Origin of the sequence: Massilia sp. (assembly GCF_031995545.1) — a bacterium.
GTDB lineage: Bacteria > Pseudomonadota > Gammaproteobacteria > Burkholderiales > Burkholderiaceae_D > Telluria.
The window spans coordinates 35,807-59,142 of record NZ_DAMAGA010000027.1 but is presented as its reverse complement, the minus strand read 5'-3'; the positions used below and the strand labels follow the sequence as shown (position 1 = coordinate 59,142).

Annotated in this window: 20 protein-coding genes; 9 read left to right on the top strand and 11 right to left on the bottom strand. The window is 69.5% G+C overall.

The genetic code is table 11. The annotated features are described in order from the left end of the window. From RTQ83_RS17335 to RTQ83_RS17320, 4 genes are all read right to left on the bottom strand, one after another. Positions 1-384, bottom strand: coding sequence for a nuclear transport factor 2 family protein (locus RTQ83_RS17335; RefSeq protein ID WP_312517105.1), 384 nt, complete (start codon positions 382-384; stop codon positions 1-3). 100 nt (positions 385-484) lie between these two features. Further along, entirely contained in the window at positions 485-955 is a 471-nt protein-coding gene (locus RTQ83_RS17330) for a hypothetical protein (RefSeq protein WP_312517103.1), read from the bottom strand. A 105-nt stretch (positions 956-1,060) separates the two neighbouring features. Further along, entirely contained in the window at positions 1,061-1,930 is an 870-nt protein-coding gene (locus RTQ83_RS17325) for a pirin family protein (RefSeq protein WP_312517101.1), read from the bottom strand. A gap of 51 nt (positions 1,931-1,981) precedes the next feature. Then, positions 1,982-2,578: an FMN-dependent NADH-azoreductase gene (locus tag RTQ83_RS17320; RefSeq protein WP_312517099.1), complete on the bottom strand. Its 597-nt coding sequence runs from the start codon at positions 2,576-2,578 to the stop codon at positions 1,982-1,984. A gap of 111 nt (positions 2,579-2,689) precedes the next feature. Between RTQ83_RS17320 and RTQ83_RS17315 the strand changes: the two genes are divergently transcribed. Beyond that, a complete protein-coding gene (locus RTQ83_RS17315) occupies positions 2,690-3,637 on the top strand; it encodes a LysR family transcriptional regulator (RefSeq protein WP_312517097.1) in 948 nt (315 codons plus the stop codon). Here RTQ83_RS17315 and asd read toward each other — a convergent pair. The 5 genes from asd to RTQ83_RS17290 form a co-directional block, all read right to left on the bottom strand. Further along, a complete protein-coding gene (asd, locus tag RTQ83_RS17310) occupies positions 3,634-4,437 on the bottom strand; it encodes an archaetidylserine decarboxylase (protein ID WP_312517133.1) in 804 nt (267 codons plus the stop codon). The genes RTQ83_RS17315 and asd overlap by 4 nt on opposite strands. Before the next feature lie 197 nt (positions 4,438-4,634). After that, a complete protein-coding gene (locus RTQ83_RS17305) occupies positions 4,635-5,498 on the bottom strand; it encodes an EamA family transporter (RefSeq protein WP_312517095.1) in 864 nt (287 codons plus the stop codon). Further along, the gene (locus RTQ83_RS17300) at positions 5,495-6,730 is read right to left on the bottom strand and encodes an MFS transporter (RefSeq protein ID WP_312517093.1); all 1,236 of its coding nucleotides are present in this window, start codon (positions 6,728-6,730) and stop codon (positions 5,495-5,497) included. The genes RTQ83_RS17305 and RTQ83_RS17300 overlap by 4 nt, the downstream gene beginning before the upstream one ends. Before the next feature lie 99 nt (positions 6,731-6,829). Further along, positions 6,830-7,504 (bottom strand): HD domain-containing protein, encoded by a 675-nt coding sequence (locus RTQ83_RS17295; RefSeq protein WP_409456123.1) that lies wholly within the window; start codon positions 7,502-7,504, stop codon positions 6,830-6,832. Then, a complete protein-coding gene (locus tag RTQ83_RS17290) occupies positions 7,501-8,166 on the bottom strand; it encodes a ribonuclease HI family protein (RefSeq protein ID WP_312517091.1) in 666 nt (221 codons plus the stop codon). The genes RTQ83_RS17295 and RTQ83_RS17290 overlap by 4 nt, the downstream gene beginning before the upstream one ends. 98 nt (positions 8,167-8,264) lie before the next feature. On the opposite strand from RTQ83_RS17290, the gene RTQ83_RS17285 reads away from it, so the two are divergent. Further along, the gene (locus RTQ83_RS17285) at positions 8,265-10,205 is read left to right on the top strand and encodes a S9 family peptidase (RefSeq protein WP_312517089.1); all 1,941 of its coding nucleotides are present in this window, start codon (positions 8,265-8,267) and stop codon (positions 10,203-10,205) included. Between the two features lie 67 nt (positions 10,206-10,272). Here the strand turns inward: RTQ83_RS17285 and RTQ83_RS17280 are convergent, their stop codons facing one another. Next, positions 10,273-10,836 carry a YXWGXW repeat-containing protein gene (locus RTQ83_RS17280; protein ID WP_312517087.1) on the bottom strand — a complete coding sequence of 188 codons (564 nt, stop codon included), beginning with the start codon at positions 10,834-10,836 and terminating at the stop codon, positions 10,273-10,275. Positions 10,837-10,932: 96 nt separating this feature from the next. Continuing rightward, complete coding sequence (locus RTQ83_RS17275; RefSeq protein ID WP_312517085.1) at positions 10,933-11,205, bottom strand: hypothetical protein; 273 nt, start codon at positions 11,203-11,205, stop codon at positions 10,933-10,935. Between the two features lie 190 nt (positions 11,206-11,395). Here RTQ83_RS17275 and RTQ83_RS17270 point away from each other — a divergent pair, with 190 nt between their 5' ends. The 7 genes from RTQ83_RS17270 (at position 11,396) to RTQ83_RS17240 (ending at position 23,104) form a co-directional block, all read left to right on the top strand. Then, the gene (locus RTQ83_RS17270) at positions 11,396-14,545 is read left to right on the top strand and encodes a penicillin-binding transpeptidase domain-containing protein (RefSeq protein ID WP_312517083.1); all 3,150 of its coding nucleotides are present in this window, start codon (positions 11,396-11,398) and stop codon (positions 14,543-14,545) included. A gap of 98 nt (positions 14,546-14,643) precedes the next feature. Beyond that, on the top strand, positions 14,644-15,960 hold the full coding sequence (locus tag RTQ83_RS17265) for a hypothetical protein (protein ID WP_312517082.1): 1,317 nt from the start codon (positions 14,644-14,646) through the stop codon (positions 15,958-15,960). Continuing rightward, entirely contained in the window at positions 15,951-16,502 is a 552-nt protein-coding gene (locus tag RTQ83_RS17260) for a hypothetical protein (protein WP_312517080.1), read from the top strand. The genes RTQ83_RS17265 and RTQ83_RS17260 overlap by 10 nt, the downstream gene beginning before the upstream one ends. 19 nt (positions 16,503-16,521) lie before the next feature. Next, a complete protein-coding gene (locus tag RTQ83_RS17255; RefSeq protein WP_312517078.1) occupies positions 16,522-17,625 on the top strand; it encodes a hypothetical protein in 1,104 nt (367 codons plus the stop codon). Further along, on the top strand, positions 17,622-18,629 hold the full coding sequence (locus RTQ83_RS17250; RefSeq protein ID WP_312517077.1) for a hypothetical protein: 1,008 nt from the start codon (positions 17,622-17,624) through the stop codon (positions 18,627-18,629). The genes RTQ83_RS17255 and RTQ83_RS17250 overlap by 4 nt, the downstream gene beginning before the upstream one ends. A gap of 148 nt (positions 18,630-18,777) precedes the next feature. After that, entirely contained in the window at positions 18,778-20,775 is a 1,998-nt protein-coding gene (locus RTQ83_RS17245) for an SPFH domain-containing protein (protein WP_312517075.1), read from the top strand. A 7-nt stretch (positions 20,776-20,782) separates the two neighbouring features. Next, positions 20,783-23,104 carry a bifunctional serine/threonine-protein kinase/formylglycine-generating enzyme family protein gene (locus RTQ83_RS17240; RefSeq protein WP_312517073.1) on the top strand — a complete coding sequence of 774 codons (2,322 nt, stop codon included), beginning with the start codon at positions 20,783-20,785 and terminating at the stop codon, positions 23,102-23,104. The last annotated feature ends 232 nt before the right edge of the window (positions 23,105-23,336 follow it).

Sequence of the window (23,336 nt, the reverse complement as noted above, 5' to 3'; positions counted from 1 at the left end):
CTAACTGCGGTCGACGATGCGGCTGATCTTGCCGTCGGCGAAGGCGAATTCGCTGACGCCGGCCAGCTCGAGCACCGTGCCGGCGGCCGGCCCGCCGGGGATGTCCTGGGCCAGTTTGCCGCGGTAGGCGATATCGACGCTCACGTCGTCGCCGACCGTTTCCCAGCGGGTGACCGATTGGTGGCGTTCCGCGAAGATGTCGCTGGCTTGTTCGGCCAGTGCACGGAACTGCGCGATCCCGTCCGCCTGCGCCGTCAGCTCGCCGTTGGCGTAGTTTTCGAACCTGATCGCGGGCGACAGTACGCTGAGCATGCGCTCCAGGTCGAACGCGTTGTACGCGGCGATGTATTCGACGATCAGCGCGTGGGCATCGAGGTCTTCCATGGCGGGCTCCGGGCGTAAAGTAGCGGCAGTGGCGGCAATGCCTGAGCATAGCCCAGCCATCCCCTGCGCAAACTCACCTTTTTCCACACCGGGCCGGATATCAGCCGCGCGCCTCGATCACTCCGAACCCGGCCGGCGCGTCGCCCAGGAACGCCAGCACCGCATGCGCCTGGATATTCGCGTCGTACTGCGCATTGGCCGCGATCTGTTCGCGCAGGCCGGGCACGATGTCCGGCGTGTGCGGGCTGCGGTAGGCGCGGATCAAGAGGTGCACCAGATCGGCCGGCCCGCCGGCGCGGCGCAGCTGGGCTTCGATCACGGCCAGCAGGGCGCGCTGCATGCGCGGCGTGGGATTGCGGATCTCGCCGAACACGTGCGGCGTGGCGGCGATGGCGGCGCAGATGATGCTTTCCATCTGCTCGGGCCTGAGGTCGGACGCGATGTCGAAGTACGCCTTGTTCCAGCGCGTGTGCGGATTGATCTGGCCGCGCGGGAAGCGGTCGGCGTTTTCCAGGCCGAGGGCATAGCTGGCGCGCGCGAGCAGGTCGCTCAAGGTGTCTAGCAGCGCCATGTCGGGGTGTGTTGCGGTTGTGTCATCCCGGGAGTGTAGCGCAAGCCGTGCAGGCCCGCACAGGGCCATTGCCCCGGCGGCGCCTCACGGCAAACGGTTCGCGTTTCAGGCGAAGCGCCCGCTACGGAAATCCTCGACCGCCTGCACCAGCTCGGCCTGGGTATTCATCACGAATGGCCCATACTGCGCGATCGGTTCGCCCAGCGGTTTACCAGCTAACACCAGCAGGCGGGTCGGCGCCAGCGCCTTGATGCGCACGCCGTCGGCGCCCGGCGCGTTGTCCAGGATCGCCATGCGCGTCTGCGGCACGCCTTTGCCTTCGATCACGGCTTCGCCACGGAACACGTAGACGAAGGCGTTGTGCCCGGCGGACAGCGGCTGCTCGAAGGTGACGCCGGCCGGAATCTCCAGGTCCAGGTACAGCGGCTCGGTATGCGCGCGCTGCACGGCGCCGGCCACGCCATGGGTGCTGCCGGCGATCACCTGCACCGTCACGCCGTCCGGCGTGGTAAAGCGCGGCACTTCCTCGCGCGGGATGTCGCGGTACCAGGGTTCCATCATCTTGTCCGTAGAGGGCAGGTTGAGCCACAACTGGAAGCCTTCCATCAGGCCTTCGGTCTGCTCCGGCATCTCGGAGTGGGCGACGCCGCGCCCGGCGGTCATCCACTGCACGCCGCCGTCGGTCACCAGGCCTTCGTTGCCGGCGCTGTCGCGGTGGCGCATGCGTCCGGCCAGCATGTAGGTGATGGTCTCGAAGCCGCGGTGCGGGTGTTCGGGGAAGCCGGCGATGTAGTCGCCCGGCTTGTCGCTGCCGAAGGCGTCCAGCATCAGGAACGGGTCCAGGCGGCGCTGCAGGGGGCCGGTGAGCACGCGGTTGATCCTGACCCCGGCGCCGTCCATCACGAACTGGCCGTTGATGATGCGTTCGACGCTGCGGGTTTTGGCGATGGGGGTGTTGGTCACAGTCGTGTTCATGGTGGTCTCCTAGGACGTAGAGTTGGCGGCGGAGCCGCCAACTCTACGTGTTCAAGCGAGTGCTTTTTCGATCGCGGCGTTGGCGGCAGCCTGGCCGTTGGCCACGGCGTCCGGACCCATCGCCATGCCCGACGAGTAGATGAAGGTCTGGTCGGTCAGGCCGAGGAAGTTCAGCAGCGCGCGCATCTGCGGCACTTGCGGGTCATTGGCTTCTTCATAGACGCCGCCGCGTGCGGCCGCCACGTACACCTTCTTGTTCTTGAGCAGGCCTTCCGGACCGGTCTCGGTGTAGCGGAAGGTCACGCCGGCGCGGGCGATGGCGTCGAACCAGCTTTTCAGCTGCACCGGCATCGCGAAGTTGTACATCGGGGCACCCAGCACGATCACGTCGGCCGCCTGCGCTTCCAGGATCAGGGCATCGTCCAGCTGCACACGCGCCAGTTGCTCGGCAGTGCGCTGGTCCGCCGGGGTGAACAGCGCGCCCAGGGCGGCGCCGTCCAGCAGCGGGTGCGGCTGGGCGCCCAGGTCGCGGCGCACGACAGTCGCGCCCGGATTGGCGGCGCTCAGCTTGGCCACGATCTGGTTGGTGACGCGGGTCGATTCCGATGCGTCGCCGCGCACGCTGGTGGTGATCTGCAGGATGTTCATGGTGTGGTCCCTTCATTGGTCAGTAAAGTGTCGATGGAGGAACTTTAGCAATTCCAAAAACAATCCGGAAGCCAGTAGAATGGATAACATTATTCTGCTGGTGGAACAATCATGGATGTGGAACCGAATGACCTGCTGCTGTTCGCCCGTATCGTCGAGGCGGGCAGCTTCAGCCGCGCCGCCGAGCGCGTGCAGCTGCCCAAGTCGACCGTCTCGCGCCGCCTGGCGCTGCTCGAAACCACGCTCGGCGAGCGCCTGCTGCAGCGGACCACGCGCAAGCTGGTGGTGACCGAGTTCGGCGCCAGCCTGTACGAGCACGCGCGGCGCCTGGCCGACGAAGTCGACGCCGCCGGCGCGCTGGCCCAGCACCGCCAGGGCACGCCCAGCGGCAAGCTGCGCATCTCGGCGCCGGGCGACTTCGCCAACAACCTCAACGAGGTCATCGCGCGCTTCCTGGCGCGCTATCCGCAGGTGACGCTGGAACTGGACCTGTCGCCGCGCCGGGTCGACCTGGTGGCCGAGAACTTCGACATCGCGATCCGCATGGGCGACCTGCCGGACGACGCTACCCTGAGCGCGCGTCCGATCACGCTCGAGCAGCCGGGCTTGTACGCGGCGCCGGGCTACCTGGCGCTGCACGGCATTCCCGAGCATCCGGACGACCTGGCGGCGCACGATTTGCTGTGCATCCTGAGCCGCAGCGGCGGCGCGGTGCCGTGGGTGCTATCGCGCGGCAAGGTGCGCTGGGAGCGCGCGCTGGCGGCGCGGCTGACGGCGAATTCGCCCGACCTGCTGGCGCGCATCGCCGCGCGCGGCGCCGGGATCGCGCTCAGCTCGTCGCTGTTCGCGCAGTCCTATATGCAGACCGGGGAACTGGTACGGGTGCTGCCGGAATGGGAGATGCCGAGCGCGAACGGCTGGGCGGTGTTCCCGAGCCGCAAACTGATGCCGGCCAAGACCCGGGTGTTTCTGGACATGATGCAGCAGGCCTGCCATGAACAGGGGCACGGACCGGCGCCGGCGCCGGCCGCCGCCGTCACTGCGGCTCAGTTGCCTTAGGCAGCCGGGCGGTTGCCCATCACTTCGCCCAGGCGCACGCCGCGCTCGGGTGCCCACGCATCGTTGAAGCCGATCGCGCCGCGCTTGAACAGCATCACCACGGTGGAGCCGAGCAGGAAGCGGCCCATCTCTTCGCCTTTTTTCAAGGTGACCTGGCCCGGTTCGTAATTCCACTCGCAGATGCGCGGCATGCGCGGCGGATTGACCACGCCGTGCCAGACGGTTGCCATGCTGCCGACGATGGTCGCGCCGACCAGCGTCATCACGAACGGTCCGAACTCGTCGTTCTCGAACACGCACACCACGCGCTCGTTGCGCGCGAACAGGCCCGGCACGCCGCGCGCCGTGGTCGGGTTGACCGAGAACAGCTTGCCCGGCACATAGATCATGCGCGTCAGGCGGCCATCGCACGGCATGTGGATGCGGTGGTAGTCCTTGGGGCTCAGGTACAGGTTGGCGAAGTGGCCATGCTGGAAGTGCGCCGCCAGGGTCTGGTCGCCGCCGACCAGTTCGGCCGTGGTGAACTTGTGGCCCTTGGCCTGGAAAATCTGGTGGTCGTCGATGTCGCCGAACTGGCTGATCGCGCCGTCCACCGGACACACGTAGTCGGCCTGCGCCAGCGGACGTGCGCCGTCGCGCAGCTCACGGGTGAAGAACTCGTTGAAGCTGGCATAGCTGGCGATGTCCGGATTGGCCGCCTCGTCCATGTTGACGCCGTACTTGCCCACGAACCAGCGGATCAGGCTGGTGGTCATGGCGCCGCCCTTGGCGCCCGCGACGCGGCCGGCGAAGTTGGTCATCGCCTGCTTCGGCATCACATATTGGGGCAGGACTTTTATGCGGGACACGGTCGATCGCCTTTCATGGAAAAGTGCGCATTATACTGGGTGGTCGAGCTGGAATGCTTGTTGGAAAGATCATTTCCTCGACGGCTTCCGGCCGAGTGTACCGCAGCTGCTGCCAGCGTGGCGGACGGCCCGTGCGCAGCGCGGCTCGCTTACGCCAGCCGCATCGCCACTGCGCCGAGCGCGATGATTCCTGCGCCCGCCACGCGTGCGCGGGTCATGCGTTCGCGCAGCAGCAGCGCCGCGATGGCGGTGGCGAACACGATCGAGGTTTCGCGCAGCGCCGCCACCACCGCCACCGGCGCCTGCGTCATGGCCCACAGGGCGATGCCGTAGGAACTGGTGGTGGCGACGCCGCCCAGCAGCACCAGGCCCGGTTTGCGCAGCACGAAGGCCGGCAGGCGTCCTTCGGTGCGGCGCCAGGAGACGGCAATCGCGCCCAGCGCGCCGAAGATCAGGATCCAGGCGGTGTAGGCGGCCGGCGAACCGGAACGGCGTACGCCGAGGCCGTCGACCAGCGTATAGCCGGCGATCAGCACCGCCGCCATCAGCGCCAGCACGGTGGGAGAAGGGCCGACCGGCTTGTCCGCCGTCTTGGCGCGCGCGCCGATGGTCAGCACCACACCGCCCGCGCAGATCAGGCCGATCGCCGCCCATTGCGCCGCCTGCAGCCGCTCACCTGCCAGCGTCGACGCCGCCAGCGCGACCAGCACCGGCGCGCCGCCGCGCATCAGCGGATAGGCGTGGCTGATGTCGGCGTGGCGGTAGGCCCAGGCCAGCAGCAGGTAGTAGACGACGTGGATCGCGCCCGAGGCGGCGATGAACGGCCAGCTGGCGGCAGCGGGTGCCGGCAGGGAGGGCAGCAGGGCGGCGCCGACCAGGCCGGCGCCGCCGCTGACGGCCAGCGCGGCCAGGAAGGTATCCGGCTGCGACTTGAGCGCCGCGTTCCAGGCGGCGTGCATCAGCGCCGCCAGCAGCACGGCAAGCAGGACCAGCGGCGGCATGGCGGTGCTCATGCGGCTTTGCCGTGGTTGCGGAAGTAGCGCCGCGCCACCACCAGCGCCGCTATTTGCATCACCGCGCACAGGAAGAAGGTGCTGCCGATGCGCCAGTCGCTCGGTGGCAGGTGGCTGACGGTGCTGAGGATGCCGGTGCCGATCATCGGCGTGACCACGATGCCCAGGCTGCCGATCGATTGCAGCGAGCCCATCAGCTCGCCCTGTTCGGCGGACGGCGAGGACTTGGAGACGATCCCCTGCAGCGCCGGGCCGGCGGCGAAGGCCAGGATGTTACACAGGATGAAGACGTACATCATCCAGCCCTGCGTGGCCAGACCGTAGGCGGCGAAGGTGAGGGCGCCGGAACCGAGACCCAGCAGCGACAGGCGCACCTCGCCGAAGCGCCGGATCAGCATTCCCAGCAGCCCGGCCTGCACCACCACCGAGGCCAGACCGACGCAGAACATGGCGATGCCGTTGTCGCGCGGGGTCCAGCCGAAGCGGAAGGTGGTGTATAGCACCCAGGTCGAATTGAGCATCATCTGGGCGAAGGTGGTGAGCACGATGGTCACCACCAGGCCGCGGATGTCGCGCCGGCGCACCAGCCGCAGCAGAGCCGAGAACGGATTCAGGCGTCCAAGGTGCAGCGGTTCGCGTGCGCCGGGCGCGAGCGACTCGGGCACCAGGAAGTAGCCGTAGACCAGATTGGCCGCCGACAGCGCCGCGGCGACATAGAACGGCAGGCGCACATCGCCTTCGCCCAGCAGGCCGCCCAGCATCGGGCCGCAGATGAAACCCAGACCGAAGGCGGCGCCGATCTTGCCGAAACTTTTAGCGCGGTCTTCGTGGGTCGAGATGTCGGAGGCGTAAGCCGCAGCGACCGACATGCTGGCCGACGACATTCCTCCGATCACGCGCCCGACGAAGATCCAGGCCAGGCTCGGCGCCCATGCGGTGACCAGGAAGTTCAGGCACATGCCGCCCATCGAATACAGCAGCACCGGCCGCCGGCCGACGCGGTCGCTGAGTGCACCCAGCGCCGGCATGCACAAGAATTGCAGCAGGCCGAACACGGTGGCCATCACGCCGTACCACAGGGCCTGCTCGTCGGGCGCGGCCACGTATTGGCCGACCAGCAGCGGCATCACCGGGATCAACAGGCCGATGCCGAGCATGTCGATGAAGACGCAGACCAGGACGAAATTGAGCTTGCCGGTGGCGGATGGCGAAAGCGTACTCGGACTGGTCATGGACTTCTCGGAGGGTGGCGGTCTTGCATAGTAGCATTGCAATCGGGACGGGAACGCATCGCCCTGGCGGCTTATTCGCGCTGCATGACCGGGGCGGTGCTAGGCCGCGCCGCTCCACTCGCGCGCGAAGTCTTCGCGAAAAGCCAGCAGCTGGTCCAGTCGTTGGCGGCCCAGTGCGCGCGCGGCCTCTAACTGCATCATGTCCGGCAGTTTTGCCAGCTTGACCATGATGTGGTCGAGCGCGTAGCGGCGGTCGTCGAAGTCGCGCGACTGGCCGAGCGGATCGTCGGGATGCGCCAGGCTGCTGTCCATCTTGCCGGCGATGTAGAACAGGCGCGCCAGGCCGACCAGGCCCAGGCCGTCGAGGCGGTCGGCATCCTGCACGATTTTGGCTTCGACCGTTTCGGCGGCTATCGCGGCCGAGAAGCTGTGCGCTTCGATCGCATGCGCTACCGCGTCCAGTTTTTCGGGTGGGAAGCCGAGATAAGACAGCTGGTGCCGTGCCAGCTGCGCCGAGCGGCGCGACGCCCGGCTGCGTTCGGGGTCGTTCTTCGGCAGGTTGACCAGGTCGTGCAGGTAGCTGGCCGCCAGCACCACCAGGCGGTCGGCTTCCGGGTGATGTTCGAGCAGGGCCTGGGCGTTGCGCCAGACGCGGTCGAGGTGGGCGCCGTCGTGCGCGCCATCATGCATGTTGTCGATACTGGCGCCGTTCGCAGCCATGGCGACCAGCTTGGTGCGCCAGCCGGCGAGATCGGTTGTGGGTGAATCGTTCATTCTGTCGGTTCTGTGATGGATTGCGGCACGGCGCGCTGCGACAGCGCGTCCGCTTCCAGGTTTTTGTGGCGTGGGATCCAGCGCAGCGTGGACTGCGGCAATTGCGCCAGCAGGACGCGCGCCCGGGTGCGATAGCTGCTCAGCGCAGGCGCGCCGGCGCAGTCGGGGCCATTGACATCGTCAATCACCACCTGGCTGTCGCCGGCTACGATCAGCGCCTCGGCGCCGTGCTCGACGGCCGCCTGCAGCACGGCGATCAGGGCGCGGTATTCGGCTTCGCTGCTGTTGCCGTAGCCGCCGTCGAGCGAAAGTTCGATGCGCAGTCCGGCGGGGCCCAGCAGCAGGGCGCCGAGGCCGCAGCGCCCGGGGTTGGGGCGGGCCGAGCCGTCGAACCAGGCGCGCCAGGCGCTATTGGCGGCCGCCGCGCCGCGCAGGCGCGATGCCGCCGCGTCGGCCCGGCGCCGTGCGGCCTGCAGCTCGGCATGTCGCAGGCGTGCCGCACGTTCTGCCAATAAATGGTCCAGCCCGGCGACGCCGGCGCTCAGGGTCAGCGTCCGGCGCAGTGCTTCGGCCTCGTCGATGCCGGCCCGCTCCATCAGACGCCGGCTGGCGGCGAGTTCGGTCTTGAAGGCAGCGGCTTGCAGTGTGGCGAGGTCGGTCATGGCGTGAGCATAACCGATTCCAGATTGTTGACAGAAGTTAAGACTTTTGAAACACTCGGTCAGTCGTGTCACCGTCGTGTCAACTTCCAGGAGAATCCATGCGTTCGTCTCGTCACGCTGTACGTCTGACCCTGTTCGCCGCGCTCGCCGGCGCCGTCCTCGCCCCCGGTATCGCCTCCGCGCAAAGCCCAACCAAGCAGCAGAAGGCGGCCCCGCCCAAGGCGCAAGCCAAGGCGGTCAAGCGTTATACCATCGAACAGTTCATGGCCACGACCTCGGTCACCGGCGCCTCGTTCAGCAAGGACGAAAAACAGATCCTGTTCACCAGCAACCAGTCCGGCATCTTCAATGCCTACACGATGCCGGTCGGCGGCGGCACGCCGCGCGCACTCACCACATCCACGACCGACACCACGTACGCGGTCGACTATTTCTATAACGACGACCGCATCCTGTTCACGCGCGACAAGGGCGGCAACGAACAGAATCACCTGTACGTGCGCGAACTCGACGGCACGGAACGCGACCTGACGCCGGGCGACAAACTGAAGGCCTCGTTCGCCGGCTGGAAGCCGGACGGCAGCGGCTTCTATGTCGTCACCAACGAGCGCGATCCGAAATTCTTCGACCTGTACCTGTACGACGCCGCCAGCTACAGGCGCACGATGGTGTACCAGAACGACAGCGGCATGAACCCGGGCGCCATCAGCCGCGACGGCAACTGGCTGGCCTTCGGCAAACCGAACACCACGTCGGACAGCGACATCCATCTGTACAACGTGCAGACGCGCCAGATGAAGCACATCACGCCGCACAAGGAACCGGCCAGCCACAGCGCGTCCGACTTCGATCCGGACTCGAAGCGCCTGCTGTACACCACCAATGCCGAAGGCGAATTCACCCGCATCATGGCCTACGATCTGGCCACCGGCGCCACCACGGAAGTGGAGAAGGCCGACTGGGATCTGCTCGGCACCGGCTACTCGCGCAACGGCCGCCACCGCGTCAGCCTGGTCAACCGCGACGGCACCATCGACGTGCGCGTGCATGACGACAGCGGCAAGCCGGTGGCGCTGCCCGAGCTGCCGGGCGGCGAGATGCGCCAGGTGACTTTTTCAAGCAGCGGGCACCTGATGGCTTTCTACCTGAACGGCGACCGCTCGCCCAACAACCTGTACGTGCATGACTTCAAGAGCGGCAAGACGGCCCAGCTCACACGCAGCCTGAGTCCCGAGATCGACCCGAACGACCTGGTCGAGGCCGAGGTGGTGCGCTTCCGTTCGTTCGACGGCACCGTGATCCCGTCGATCTACTACAAGCCCAGGAACGCGGCGCCGAACGCCAAAGTGCCGGCCGTGGTGTACGTGCACGGCGGTCCGGGCGGGCAGACCATGCGCGGCTACAGCGCCCAGATCCAGTACCTGGTCAACCACGGCTACGCGGTCCTCGGCATCAACAACCGCGGCAGCTCAGGCTACGGCAAGACGTTCTTTCGCGCCGACGACCGCAAGCACGGCCAGGAGCCGCTGTGGGATTGCGTCGAAGCCAAGACCTGGCTCGCCAGCCAGGGCTACATCGATCCGGAGCGGATCGGCATCATGGGCGGCAGCTACGGCGGCTACATGACGCTGGCGGCGCTGGCGTTCCGGCCCGAGGCGTTCAAGGTCGGCATCGACATCTTCGGCGTCAGCAACTGGGTGCGCACGCTGGAAAGCATTCCGCCGTACTGGGAAGCGCAGCGCAAGGCGCTGTACGACGAGATCGGCGATCCGGTCAAGGACAAGGCGTTCCTGATCGCGACTTCGCCGCTGTTCCACGCCGATAAGATCCGCAAGCCGCTGATGGTGATCCAGGGCGCGAACGACCCGCGCGTGATCAAGCCCGAGAGCGACGAGATCGTCGAGGCGGTGCGCAAGAACGGGGTCGAGGTGGAGTACGTGGTGTTCGGCGACGAGGGGCACGGGTTCTCGAAGAAGAAGAACCAGGCCGAGGCGAGTGCCAAGATCCTGGCGTTCCTGGACAAGCACCTGAAGCGCTGATCGGTTCAGGCTTCGACAACGCACAACGCTGCCCTCGGGGCGGCGTTGTCGTCATGCATGCGCAGTATCAGCGGCGATATGGATTGTCCGGCCGGTGATCGCGGCGGTTCGGCACCCCGTCGCCATCGCGGTCCCGGTCGCGCCGGTTGCTGATGCCGTCGTTGTCGCGGTCGCGGTCACGATAATTCGGGATGCCATCGCGGTCGGTATCGCGCCAGCGTCCATCGCGTCCATGGTGGCGCGGGCCGCGGTCGTAGCCGTGACCGTAGGCATGACCGCGCGGGCCGTGGTCGCGGTAGGCATACACCGGCGCCGGACCATGCCGGTTCCAGCGCGACGGTTCCATGTACCAGCGCCCACCGCGATGGTGCCAGCTCGGCGGCGCATACACGTAGCCCGGCCGCGCGGCGATGTAGTGCCCTGGGATCCAGGCGTGGCGGTGGCCGCGCCACTCCCAGTAGCCCGGCGCCCACACATAGCCGTGGCGCGGGCCGGGAATGCGTTCGTAGATCGGCGCCGGCGGTGCGCTGCTGATCACGACCGATACGTGCGGCTGCGCCATCGAGGGCAGCGGCGCGTAGGCAGCGGCGCCGATGACGGCCAGGGCTGCGAAGGTGAGGGCGGTTTTCATGTTTGTCTCCAGGTCCGAAAAGCGGATGTCGCCAATATAGCAATCCGCTTTTCCGGAGACAGGGTTTGAAGCATGTTCTTACATTTGATACATGGATCAGCGCGCCGCCAGCAGGATGTCGCGTTTCTCGCCGACGTCCAGGCGCCTGGCGCTGACCACCACCACCGCCGCCTTGCCCTCGGTGGCAACCGCCGCGGCATAGGCCTCGGCGTTGCTGCCCGCGGTATGGACGCGCGCCCGGGCGTCGGGAATCCCTCCGGCGAGGTAGCTGGCCGGCACCGCCACCAGGGCGGCGGCGATGAAAGCGGCTTCCATGTGCTTGAGGATGTTCATGATGTTCTCCTGCAGGTGGGTGGTCGATGTGGTCACTGTATTCCCGGCGCCCCGCCGTCTCCAGCGGTGTGCGACGGGCGGCGGAAAATGCGGCATGGCCTGCGCAAAAGCGCGCACGAAGGCGTGTTCCGGACCGGTGACCGGGACCGCTTTTTCCTGCTCCCCCCGCTAGCCCTGCGCGAAGGGCGCACGGGCGCCCGCCGACTCCTCTAACCCGGACCAGTACATGCCAGGCACGTTCACCACCCTGTTCGATTTCCTGGTCGCCAGCCAGACGGCGCGGCGGCGCGCGCGCAACCTGCGCGCCGGCAGCCGCGGCGCGTCCGGCATCCGCGCGCACGCCGTCGGGCGGCCGTCGCTGTCCTGGCTTGCGAACGGCTGGGCATGGGGCGCGCTGCTGCTGGCGGCGGGCGGCGCGGTGGTGCTGGCGCTGCATGCGCGCGCACTGCCGGCGGGCGAAGATGGCTTGCCCGGCACGGCGGCCCTGGCCACGCTGCAGCCGCTGGCGCCCGGCCTGCGCTTCGTGGTGCCGCGCGAGGCGGGTGTATCGCTGACCCAGGAAGCCGGCGTCGCGCTGGTGGTTGCCGGCGGCATGACGGCCGGGTCTCCGGTGCGGGTCGACCTGTGCACCCAGACGCTGGACCCGGCGCACCCGGTACTGCTGCCGCTGCGGATCGGCTATCCCTTCGATGACGCGGCCGCGATCGCACGCACCCGCACCGCACCGCCGCGCGCGGTGCTGCTGGCGCGGCCCGGTTCCGACATGCCGCGCATGCAGGTCAGCGGCAATGCGGGCCCTGGCCAGGGGCTGAAACTGAACTGGGACGCCGGCGCCGGCACTGCCGGCTTCGTCGGCGACGCCACGAACGGACGCGTCACCCGCGCGCGCCAGGGCGAGGCATTACTGGGCCGTAGCGGCTGGCTGGTATGGAACGGCCAGGCGCTGCGCTTCGCGCGCCAGGCCAGCAGCGCCTGTCCGCAGGCGGGGGAACTGGTGCTGACCCATTACCGCAAGCCGGACCTCGCGACGACCGCCGCACCGGCACTGGTGCAGGCTTTCCCCACAGCCGGCGACCCGGTCGCGCTGCGCCTTGCGCCGGGCAGCTACCAGGTGCCGCTTCTGCCTACTGCCGGCATGGAAGACCAGGCCCTGTTCGACGCGCTGCGCGCACGCGGACTGCTGCGCCTGGGGTCCGACGGCCTGATCGAACTTGCGCCGCGCGACCTGCTGGCCTGGCACGCGGCGGCGCCCGAATCCCGTGTGCCGCTGCCCGGCTGGTCGCAGGTCGCCTTGGACGCCGGCGACCGGCGCCTGCTGGAACGTCTGCACGACCGCGCCGACGGCGCCTTCGTGCGCGAGCAGGTACGCATCTTTAACAGCGAACGGCGCCTGGTGGCCTGGCGTGAGCGTCCCGGCAGCGCGGCCGGCTGGCATGCCAGCGTGGCCGGCGCGCCGGCGCCGCGCGAAAGCGGCCTGCCGCTGGCGGCGATGCGCCTGTTCGCGCGCCTGCCGCAGGGCTGGGAAGCGTGGAACCGGGTCGGCGGCTGGAAGGGTGGACGTGGTGGCGCGCTGGTGACGCTCAGCGCCCCCGTGCTGTCCGGCGCGGCGCCGGTCGAGCTGCTGGTCGCGGGCCGGGTGCGCAGCGCTTCCGGCGCCAGCGCACAGGTGGCCGGCGCCTGCGACGGGCGCGCCTGCCCCGATGGCGCGGCGGCGCGCCGGGTGGTGCTGACGCCGCTGCCGGGCGCCACCAGCATGTCGGTGCAGGTCGAGCCGCTCGACCTGGCCGCGCTGTCGGGCGACGCCGACGCCGCCTACCGCCACCTGCGCCTGGTCGACGGCCGCTTGGCGTGGCAGGCACTGCCTGCAGGTAGCACTCCGTCCCGTCCCGCCGCGGTGCCGGTACGCCTGCTCGACCGCGACGGCCATGCGCTGTGGGCCGACGGCGCGCCAAGCGGCGACGCGGCCGGGGCCGGCCTGGCGCCGCTGCTGGGCGTGCACCGCGCGCAGGACAACGGCGTGGCCGGCATGCTGGCGCGCCTCGGCGGCACCCAACACGACGCGACGCTGAGCCTCGACCTCGGCCTGCAGGCGCGCGCCCAGGCCACACTCGATTGCATCGGCCTGCGCGGCGGCAGCTTCGATGGTCGCAGCTGCCACGGCGGCGCGGCGCCGAGTCCGGAGCGACGCGCCGGCCTGGTGCTGCTCGATGCCGGCAGCGGCGACATCCTGGCAGCGGCCTCGAGCGGTGCCGGCGCGGTCGATCCGGCGCAATGGAGCGAGCTGCGCGACTTCGACCGCGCCGACCCGGCGCGCAGCCCGCTACGCATCGCCGCCTTCCAGCACGACGGCGGCGCGCACCGGGCGCCGGGTTCGACCTTCAAGGTGGTCAGCGCCCTCGGTCTGGAACAGGCCGCGCGCCGCGATGCGAATCTGGACGCGCTGCTGGGCGGGTTGCCCCTGCCTGAGGTGGACCGCATGGCGCGTGACGGCGGCTATGGCTTCCGCACCGACGCATCAAACTATCCGCACGATACCGGGCGCGCCCACATCACCAATTTCCGCGACCAGATCACCGGCGCGCGCGCCGCCGCCGGCCGCCTCGGCGTGGAACAGGCGCTGGCGCACAGCGTGAATACCTGGTTCGCCTGGACCGCGGAGCTGAGCGACCGCACCCTGTTCGGCCAGCCCGACGGCGGCATGCCGGGCGCGCGCGAACTCGAAAGCGGGGCGCTCGACAATGCGCGTCCCGTGGCGGCGATGGCGCGCCGGCTCGGCTTCGGCGCAGCGCAGCGTCTGGACGGCGGCCTGCTGCCGGCGGACTACCGCTGGTCGCAGTGGGATGCGCTGCAGGCCAGCGCCTCCAACCTCGATCCCGTCCACAGCCGCCACGAACTGCGCCAGATGGCGATCGGCCTGCGCATGCAGACCACGCCGCTGCAGATGGCGCTGGTCGCCGCGGCGGTGGGCGAAGGGCAACTGGTGACACCGCGCCTGTTGCTCTCGCTCGACGGGCGCGAATCCAAGGTGCAGCGCGGCGCGGCCCTGGGCGTGCGCCTGGACCGCGTGCGAGCCGGGCTGAAAGGCGTGATCGACGGCGGCACCGCGGCCGGTGCCTTCCGCGACTCCGCCTTCAACGGCCTGCGCCCCGGCCTGTATGGCAAGACCGGCACCGCGCCGGTGGGCGCCGACGGCCTGGCGACGGTCTGGTTCATCGGCTGGCTGGAGCCGGGCAGCCTGCCGGGCCAGACCCGGCGCCTGGCGTTTGCCTCGTTTGTGAGCCACTCGGCGGCGACCGGCGGCGGCCACGCGGCGCCGGTGGTGGCGGCGCTGCTGCGCGGGATGTCGGAACAATCACAGGAAGTGAAGGGTAAATAGGGTTCTTCTGCGCGCCTCAAAACCGTGTTTGTATGGCATCATCTGTTTCAATCCGCCATACAAAACGACACGCGGACTGAAACGAGGGCGAGGAAGGTATGCGTTTGCCGGGAACCCGGTACCAGGAACACGGTTGGGAGCAGGTCCGCAAGCTGCTGGGGCAATGCTCCCTGCAGGCGTTCGGCCGTCTCGATCCGGCCGTGCTGCTGGCGCCGGAGCTCGAGGATTCGCTGGCCGCCTACGTCGACGCGGTAGCGCCGCTGCTGCACGCGGCCGGCGCCCGTTTCAGCGAAGCAGGCAACAGCTACGGCGACACCGTGGCCGAACTGGCCCTGAGCCTGGTCTTTGAATTGCAGGCGCGTCCCGCCGACTGGTCGGCGCTGTGCGCGGCGGTCGCCGGCGAGCACGCGCGCTTTGGTGCGTTCTGGTCGCGTCCCGGCGGCGAAGCCCAGCTGCGCAAGAAATTCAACGACCTGTACGCCGTCCTGCGCGACAAGGTCGACAGCGACAACTACATCGTCGCCTGCGGCCGCGCCTGCAGCCCGAACCGCATGTACGCCTACCGCATGCTCGATACCGCCTACCACGAGCTGGCGCGCCTGTTCGCCGACTGGCACGGACATTTGGAACAGGTAGGCGCAATACTTGGGCGCACGATCGACGCGATGCCGATCGAGGCACGCCGGCTGCGCTCCATCGCCGACTGCCGCCCCGAATGGATCCTGCGCTGGAGCGAAAGCCAGGAGCGCTTCAGCGGCGCACCGGGCCCGCTGCACACGCGCTCCAAGCGCTTCGCCGCGCTGAAGGACAATCCCGACAAGATCGGCGCCATGCTGCGCGAGATCGGCGAATACGAACAGCTGTCGGCCAACGGCGACCGTGACTGGCTGCAGGACCGCGAGGATGCCGGCGCCTGGCTGGACGACTACTGGCGTGTGCTGAACGAGTCCGAGGCGGGCGTCACGCCCGGTCCCGACCAGATTCTCGAAGCGCGCCAGGACGAACTGGCGGCGCCGGATATTGAACTTCCTCCCACAGTGGCCCCGATCGACGACGCCGAGCCGGCACGGCTGGCGATCGTGGCGCAGCAGCTTTCTCTTCCCCCCGACTATCTGTCTGCAGCGGCGGCGGCCGAAGACCGCGCCAGCTGGGCTGCGCGGCGGATGGCGAATCATTCGCTGCCGGTGCGGCTGGCGGTCTACCTCAAGCTGCTCGGACCATTCGACGACAGTTATCCGTCCGAATGGCTGGACCCGGCCAGCGGCGAGCTGCCGACGATGGGGCAGCTCGCCGCGCTGGACGGCGTCTCGTTGCCGACCCTGCGCAAGCGGCGCGACGCCGCGATCGCGCATTTGAACGCGGCGCCCGTCGAGGGCGTGATGGCGGATAAGGAGGAGGAACGACGATGGGCATGACGCAACTGGACCGCAAACTGCAGGCGCAGGCACTGCTGGGCAAGCGCGTGGAAGACGACCGCCTGATGCTGGCCGACGCCGTGCTGCTGGCGGCGCTCGACGGCAGCCGCCCCATGACGGGTGGCGAGCGCGCGGCGTTGCAAGCCTCGCCGTTGACACTGCGCCGTTTCAAGCACCTTGCCGATGCGCGGCGCCAGCCGGCGCAGGCGGTGTGGTCGGGCAGCCACGGCCTGCTGCGCGCGGCCGACAGCGCCGCCGCTTTTACCGCGCTGCAGACCGACGACGGCATGTGGCGCTTGCATGTCGAGGGCAGTGGCGGCAAGCTGGCGGTGATCCTGCAGCTCGATCCGCACGCGGCGGGGGCGGCGCAGGTACTGAGCAAGAAGATGGAAGTGGTGGTGCGCGACGGCGCCGGCGCCATTGTTTTACGCGGCACATTGGATGCCGACGGCGAATGCGAGGGGCCGTGGCCCTTTGCTGCAGCGCCGGCGGCGCATTTTCAGCAGCATGGAGCACGTTTCGACGTCACGCCTGTCGCGTGACGCCGTCGGAAGGATGAAGATGTTTGGTTCGCTGCTCAAGAATTCCCTGCGATTTTCCCTGCACCGCCCGGGGCGGCAACCAGACTTCGACGCCGCCCGCCTGGGCCTGGGCCAGACGGCGCTGGCGCTGCAAGCGCCCCCCGGTAGCGCCGTGCCGCAGGGCTGCGCCGCGGTGCTGGTCGACCGCAATGGCCGTAGCCGGCGCCTTGCCGGCGGCGGCAAGATCGCGGCGCACGAAGGCGAAATCGCCTGGTGCGTGCATCCGGGACCGTACAGCTGCGAGCTGGTGCCTTTCGCCGCCGCGCCCGAGATCGGCCTGCGCGTGAGCATCGCCATCGACGCCAGCGACCCGCGCGCCACCCACCAGCGCTTCGACCTGTTCCTGGCCAGCGAAGGCGGCAACGGCGTCGAGCTGGCGGACTTCACGGCCGCGATGCAAAACGCGCTGCAGCGCGAACTGGCGCAGGGCAACCTGGACCTGCCGCCATGCACCACGCTGGAAGAGTGGAACGCCTTCCGCGCCGGCTTCAATCAGCTGATGTACACCCGCTTCGGCGTGATGGTCGACGACTGCGTGCCGGTCGACCTGGGCGCCGCGCGCGATTACGCGCAGGTGCTGGAGACCCGTCTGGCGCAGCAAAGCCGCGAACAACATGAGGCGTCGAAAGCCGCCCCGGCGCCGGTGCTGGAACAGCAGGCCTTCGTGCCGGCCTGCGAGGATGCGCGCGCGCTGCGCCGCCTGTTCCTCGAGCTGCCTTGCCTGATGTGCGCGATTCGCCTGGCGGCGCTACCTAGTGGTCAGGACCAGTTCCGCCAGCAGCAGGACCTGCTGCGCCGGCTCGACCTGGTCAGCCTGGCGGTGGGCACGATGCCGGCGCTGGAACTGAGCGCGCCGAATCAGCCGCTGGAGCATGGCGAGCAGCTGCGCCGCGCACGCCACAGCCGGCGTGCCGCCGCCGCGCTGGACGAAGCCTGGGCGCTGCTGGCGCGCATCAAGAACGGCGGCGACGTGGCGCTGGCGCCGCTGCTGGACGAAGCCGACCGCATCGTCGCCAACCTGGAATACGAAACCGCGGTGCGGCGCCAGAGCGCCGCCCTCGAGCCTGAAGAGGTGCCCGCGTGAGCGCGCCGCAGGAAGCCATCTGCCGCAGCATCGCCCCCGACGGCGGCCTGCTGACGATCACCGCGACCCGGCGCCCGCGCGCCGGCCGCGCCGACGTCAAGTGCAGTGTGCCGGGGGCGCCGGCGCTGGCCGGGCGCATGCAGCAGGTGGTGCGCCTGGCGCGCCACACCGAGGCGCGCGTCGACAGTCGCGACCAGGTGGTGCTGGGACTGGACCGCGCGCCGCCGGGCGACTGGCGTGATTGGGAACTGGCGGCGGTGCTGGCCGACCGCATGGTGCGCGGCGTGTATGTGCCGCGCGCCGGGGTGACGGCCAACGGCTGGTCCGACGCCTGGCACTTGGGACGGATCGACGGCCGCGCGCTGGCGCATGTCCCGGACGGTGTGCTGGCCGGCGGCGTGAACGGCTTGCCGCACCTGGGCGCGCTGAACGGCCAGCCCGATCCGGCGGCCGGCGTGTCCAGTGCGCGCGCCTGGTTTCCGCTGCACAGTGGCGGTGCGCAGGACAGCCTGGGCTGGGTCGAGGTCAGCGTGCGTCCGCTCGCGGGAGGGCAGGAAGACGATGCGCCGGCCGCGCCCGACCTCGATCCGGTGCGCCAGGCGCAGGTGGGCGCGGTGCTGTCGGCCGCGCGCCATTTCGATGGACGCGGCCAGGGCCAGTGGCGCACCACGGTGCGCTTCGGCGAGCCGCGCTTCCAGGGCGACTCGTACCAGTTCGCGCTGGTGATGGCCGACCGCATCGCGCGCGGCCGCGAATTTCTGGCGCGCGGACGGGTGATCGCCACCGGCTGCTCGAGCGCCTGGCATGCCGGCAAGGTGGAAGCGGTCGATGCGCTGCAGGCCAAGTGCGCGCTGATCGTACGCGAAGCGGCGCCGGGCGACCGCGTGCTGCTGCCGAAGGAATGGGAAGCCGGTCTGCAGGCGGGGCTGATTGCAGGCCTGCGCGAAGACTTGCGCGCGCGCGGCGCCAGCCTGGCGTGCGTCGAGCGGATCGGCATCATCTAGGGTTTGTGCCTGCGCCGGACCCGCGCACGATAGGGGGCCGGCGGGGCGGATACAGGCATGGCCCTGCTAAAATCCACGGGTTGTGCGAATTGGACATTCAGGGTCGTCGCAACGTCGTACCAAGTAAACGGAGTCGGATATGTTGCAGATGTTCGGAGTCAAAGGCGCCAGTTGCCCGCGCTGCGAGCGCAGGAATGGCGTTGAAGCCAGCTACTGCGCCGGCTGCGGCATGATCCTGGGCGCGCCGCGCAACAAGCCGGTGCTGGTCGAGAACCGCTGGGTCGCCGGCGCCGACGAGCTGGGGGTATTCTTCGGTGTGCGCGAGCTGTCCGGCCTGTTCGTCAAGACCCTGCGCGTGCCCGCCACCGCGCGCGGCTTCATCCTGCAGGGCGACAAGGCGACCGAGGTGCCGCAGGGCGAGTACGAGATCGAAGGCTTCTTCACGCGCCTGAACCACCTGCTGCGCGACCAGCACGCCGAAATCCTGATCACCCGCACCGGCGCGCTGCCGGTGCCGTTCGACTACGGCGATATCGCCACCAGCGAGCACCTCGAGATCCAGGTGCGCTTCGCGCTGCAGGTGAAAATCGAAAACGTGCCGGCCTTCGCGCGCCACTTCATGACCGCGCCCGGCACCGTCAGCGTGGGCGAACTGCGCGAGCTGCTGAACCATCCGGTGCGCCAGCTGGTGGCCGAATTCGTCGGCGCCCGCTCGATCCGCGAGATGGCTGGCAACCGCGAGCTGCGCGAACAGATGGACCAGCGCCTGCAGGGCGGCCTGCGCCAGCTGCTGGCCCAGTACGGCCTGGCGGTGACGGCGGTGGAAACGCTCGAACTGCGCCACGACAAGTACGACGCCAACCGCGCGCGCGTGGGTAGCCTGTGGCTGGCCGCCGACGAGCAGCACGTGCAGCTGGCGCACGCGCGCCACCTCGACGAGTTGTACAGCGCCGAGGAATGGCAGCGCATCAAGCGCAGCGAAGAGGAAGCGCGTCTGCGCTACCGGCGCGCCGAGCTGCGCCAGGACGACGCCATCGCGCGCGCCGAACTGTCGCTGCAGGGTGCCGACCGCGCCCACGGCGTGCGTGCGCGCCAGATCGAACTGTACGGCCGCATCGTCGAAGCGCAGTCGCGCAAGCAGGCGCTCGACCAGGGCGCAGCGGAGGTGTTGGCTGAACTCGAACACGACCTGGCCAAGAAGAACGCCGGTCGCGCCGACGAAGCGCTGGAATGGCGCCACCTGCGCGCGCTGGCCCAGCTGCGCATGCGCGCCGAACTGGCGGCGGCGCAGCAGGAAGCCACGCAAGGACGGCAACTGGCGCAGCAGCGCTTCTCGCAGCAACTGCTGCAGCAGCAGATCCGCCACAAGATCGAGAGCGCGCGCCAGATCGAGGATGCGGCGCGCCAGCGCGACGAACTGCAGCGCCTGCGCCAGGGCGAACAGGACGCGGCGCGGCGCCTGCGCGACATCGACGAAGCCGAACACGTGGCGCGCTACCAGGCGCTGCGCATCGCCAACGAGGCGCACCTGCGCGAAGCCGAGCGCTGGCAGGAGTGGGAAGAGGAACAGGCGCGCCAGCGCATCGGCGACGTGCGGCGCGAAGCCGGCGTGCGCGATGCCCAGGCCCAGCACGACAAGCTGCAGCGCACCATCGAACTCGACGCCGAGCACGCCCGCCGCATGCACGAAGCGGCGCAGGTGCCGCTGGCCGCCGAGCGTGCTCACGAGCTGGCGCGCGCCGAGATGATGGGCATGCTGGACGATACCGCCAAGCTGGCGATCGCCGGCGAAGCGAACGCCGCGATCCTGGCCGACTTCATGAAGACGCGGGTACACGCGACGATGGATGCGGGCCAGCTGGCGTCGCTCGCCGGCGTGGTCGGCGCCGGCAAGCTGACTGCGGCGGAAGCGGCGGAACTGGTGCGCGCCGAGCAGGCGCGCCGCGAACAGGAAGTCGACAAGGACCGCCGTCACCAGATCGAGCTGCTGGAGCGCCAGAACGACGTCAACAAGGCGGCGCTGGTGTCGCAGGCGCAGGCGGTCAGTGGCGTCGTTGCCAACTCGGCGCGCCAGTGCGCCAACGGCCACCCGGCGGCGCCGGAAGACCGCTTCTGCGCCGCCTGCGGCTCGCCGCTGCAGCATTGACCGATCGATGCAGACTGCCATCGACAAGATCCGCGAGCTGCGCGCGCTGCACGAAGACGGGCTGCTGAGCCGTCAGGAATTCGACCTGCGCAAGAACGCGATCCTCGATGCCGCCTATACGCCGGGCCAGCCGGGCCAGCCGCGCCCGGCCACCGACACCGGCGAAGAAGTCCCCGCCGCAGTCGTCCGCCCCGGCACCGAGATCGGGCTGATGACGGGCCAGGAAGTCGGCCCGCAAAACCGCCGCTACCGGCTCGAACGCCTGATCGCGCACGGCGGCATGGGCCAGGTGTGGCAGGCCACCGACCTGGCCACCCACGCGGAACTGGGCCACAGCGCCCAGGTGGCACTGAAGATCCTGCCGCCGCAGCTGACCCAGGCCGCCAGCCACGCCAAGCTGCTGATCCAGGAAGCCACGCGCGCGCGCCGCCTGGCGCACGAGCACATCGTGCGCGTCTACGAATGGGCGCAGGACCCGGCCACCGCCAGCTTCTTCCTGATCATGGAATACCTCGAGGGCGAAGACCTGGACGCGGTGCTGGCACGTGAAAAGCGGCTGCCGCTCGACCGCGTGCTGGCGCTGCTCGACCCGGTGGCCGAGGCGCTCGACTACGCGTGGGAGCGGCACCGCCTGGTCCACCGCGACATCAAGCCGGGCAATGTGTTCGTCACGAAGAAGGGCGAGGTCAAGCTGCTCGACTTCGGCATCGCGGCGCGTGCCCGCGCCGGCGGCGGCAACCACGCGGCGCCGCTGGAAGCGCCGGCCACCTCGGGTACTGCCGGCTACCGCGCGCCGGAAGCCTCGACCGAAGGCAATGTGCCGGAACCGCGCCTCGACGTATATGCGGTGTCGGTGATGATCCATCAGCTCTTGACCGGCGTGTTGCCCGGTGGCGTCGGCGGCCAGGTGCCGGAAACGCTCGGCGCGCGCCAGTGGGAAGTGCTGCGCACTGGCTTCGCGTCCGACCCGGCGCAGCGTCCGGCCACGGTGCACGCGCTGCTGGACGCGATCCGCGCCGCCGCCGGCCCGGCGCCGGAAGTGCTGGCTGCTCAGGAAGCCGCGCAGCGCGCCGAGCAGCAACGCATCGAGCGCGAGTTGGCCGCCAAGCGCCAGCGCGAGGCCGAAGCGGCAGCGGCGGTGCAGGCGCGCCTGGACGAGCAGCGCCGCGTGCAGCTGCGCGAACAGCAGCGGCGCGAACGCGCCGCCGCCGAGGAAGCGCGCCAGCTGCGCAAGGAAGCGCTGCGCCAGCAGCTGCTGGCCAAGCGCGACGAAGAGGTGGCCAAGGTGCGCGCGGCCAAGGAAGAAGCCGAACGCAAGGCGCTGCAGGCGAAAGCGGCGGCGGCTTACCTGGCGCAGCAGAAGCGCGCACGCGAGGAAGAGGCGGCACGGGCCGCGCAGTCCGCGCCGGCGCAGGCTGCCGGGCAAGCGACGGCAGCGGCAACGGTGTTCGAGACGCCGCCCGACGCGTCCGCGCCCGCGCCGGTGGGCGATCCGGCGCCGCCGCCGGTCCCGATCGGCAGCCTGCTGCGCGACCCCTTCCTCGACGGCAGCGGCAACGGCCCGGTGATGGCGCCGATCCCGGCCGGACGCTTCCAGATGGGTTCCCCCGACCAGGAGCGCCGCATCGCGATGGCGGCCGGCGCCCAGAAGAACTGGCTGGCGCGCGAGACGCCGCAGCACTGGGTCGGCATCGAGCGCGCGTTCGCGCTGGGCCGCTATCCGGTCACGGTCGGCGAGTGGCGCGTGTTCGTGCTGGCCACCGGCTGGCAGCCGCAGGGCGAGGTCGACTGGGCCGCGCCCGGCTTCCCGCAGAGCGACGAGCATCCGGTGGTGGGCGTGACCTGGTTCGACGCCCAGAAGTACGTGGCCTGGCTCAGTGAAGTCACGGGCAAGCGCTATCGGCTGCCGAGCGAAGCCGAGTGGGAATACGCCTGCCGCGCCGGTACCAAAACCACCTTCAACGTCGGCGACACCATCAGCACTACCCAGGCCAACTTCGACGGCACGTTCACGTACAACGGTGGCCCGCGCGGCGAATTCCGGCGCGGCACCACGCCGGCCGGCAGCTTCGCGCCCAACGCCTGGGGCCTGCACGACATGCACGGCAATGTCTGGGAATGGGTGCAGGACGTGGTGCACGACAACTACGAAGGCGCGCCGCTCGATGGCAGCGCCTGGGAAGAGGACGGCGACAACGCGCGCCGCATCCTGCGCGGCGGCTCCTGGCTGTACAACCCGCGCTACCTGCGCTCGGCGCTGCGCAACGGGTTCTCGGCGGTGCTATCGAACGATATCGTGGGTTTTCGCGTCGCGCGCGAGCTGGGGTAGCGCAGCGATCGGCCGCGCGCGTGACGTTTCCGCGCGGCTAACGGGCGCGCCTTAGACGGGGACAGGCGTATGGTGTCTTTACCGCGCTGCTGCCGGAAACGACAACGCGGTGTGTCCATTCAGCTTCGTGAAAGGAGGCGCGCCATGAAAGTTCCAGAACATCTGCGGGCACCGGTGATCGTGTTCGCCCTGCAAGCCGCACTGTTGATCGGCTCCTCGCTGGTCTTCCTGG